Source organism: Bacillus thermozeamaize (genome assembly GCA_002159075.1).
GTDB lineage: Bacteria > Bacillota > Bacilli > ZCTH02-B2 > ZCTH02-B2 > Bacillus_BB > Bacillus_BB thermozeamaize.
Window position 1 is genome coordinate 1 of the sequence record LZRT01000042.1, and the last position, 1,701, is coordinate 1,701.

Genomic DNA, 1,701 nt, shown 5'->3' on the forward strand with positions numbered 1-1,701 from the left:
GTATGGATCATACCCATAGGCCCGCAAGACATCCACCGACCAAGCGATGATGAAGTCGTTGACCAGAAAGAACAACCGAATAAGGTGTCCGGCCAGGTACATTCCAATGACATAAATGAGGATTCCCACTGACATCTCGCGGAGGGACAGTTGCCCGTCATAGTCATCGGAACGAAACAGCGCCATAATGGCCCACGCCATGATGGCAATGGCCAGCAAGTAATAGGCCACCCCGCTGAAAATGTCGTAAAACCGGTCGATGGCTCCCCATACGCTGGCCGGGAAGGTGTTGTATACCAGGCCTCCTCCTGCAAGGTTCCGGTCGTCACTTTGGTAGACCAGCGTGTTGATGTCTTTCAGTCCAAGGAACTCAACCAGGAATTTGGCGATGTTGTTCAGGATGGCCGCGCCGGCCCGCTCCAGGAAACCGGGCGGTTCCACCTGCACTTGGCCTTCCATGAAATCCCCGTCAGCGGCATGCACAGGGACGGAGACAAACAAAAAAAGGCACAAAAAAAGGAGCATGCCTTTTCGCATCACATCACCCCCCTTCTAGGCCAATGCCCTTTCCAAATCACGCGGATCGGTTGTATAGAGCTGATATTCCTGGGGAGTCGGCAGAACGTTTACAACAACGCTGTCATCGCCAGCTTTTAAAATCCCTACCCCCGGTGAGGTCGTAAGCAGGAACTGGGCTTCCCCTTCACTGAGGAAGAACTTGTCCTTAACAGCGTCAATATCAATCGGCTCCTGTTTCAGAAGCAGTTTTGTCGGGGCGTTTTTCAGCACGCCCATCCCTTCTGGCACCCGCAGGAACACTTCAAACCCTTGCGTCACCGCGCACATCGAAGTGTTTGTTTTCCTTGCCTGCCGGTAGGCGTTCTCCAGCCATACGGCAGATTCATGGTGCTGCATCAGCAGTTGCGCCTCGTCAATGATGATCCGTTTTCTTTTCTGCCTGTTTCTTTTGGCAAACCGTTCCCAAATCCATTTGGTCGCGACAAACAACCCAAGCGGCTTCATGATGTCGGGATCCAGATCAGCAATGCTGATTGCCGCAATCGGCGCGTCCCACATATTGACGGAGGATTGTCCGTCAAAGATGGCCTGGTTTTTATACCGGCTTTCTCGGGTGAACATCCTGACCACATTGGCCACTTCCTGGAGGTCTTGGTGTTCCTTCATCAGCAGGTAATGGTCAAACAACGTCGGCATTGGCTTCGGTTTCCCGTATCGATCATGAAGGCTTCTTGGATCTTCCGTGATGCCGAAACGATCATACAATTGTCCAAGTGTCTGTTCCAGGGCCGCGGCCACCTGGCTGGTGATAGCCCTGCCCCCGTCAAACAAACGCAGCATCTTGAAAATGACGGCTTCCACGCCTTTCATCGTTTCAAACAAATTGACACGGCCATCTTCCACGTGCACGTCATAGATGTTGATCCGCGCATAATCCTTGGATTTTGGGGACAGTTCGATATATGGCCCTCCTGTCGCCAGCACCAGGTTCTTGTATTCCCGTTCCGGGTCAATGATCACCGTCATAATGCCTTCCAGCATGGATCGTCTGGTAATGATTTTGATGGTAAAGCTTTTCCCTGCGCCAGAGCGACCGAATATGACCAGATTGAAGTTTTCCAGTGACGGATGCCAGCCGTCGTAGAACACAGGACGCCGATAATTGTCCAACCCGAGTAATAT

General features: G+C 52.3%; 1 protein-coding gene and 1 pseudogene. Both read right to left on the minus strand.

Features of this window, described 5'->3' with window-relative positions; translation table 11 throughout:
- Window positions 1-537: pseudogene (locus BAA01_12425) on the minus strand (hypothetical protein).
- 15 nt (window positions 538-552) lie between these two features.
- A complete protein-coding gene (locus tag BAA01_12430; GenBank protein ID OUM89485.1) occupies window positions 553-1,689 on the minus strand; it encodes a hypothetical protein in 1,137 nt (378 codons plus the stop codon).
- Between the last annotated feature and the right edge of the window lie 12 nt (window positions 1,690-1,701).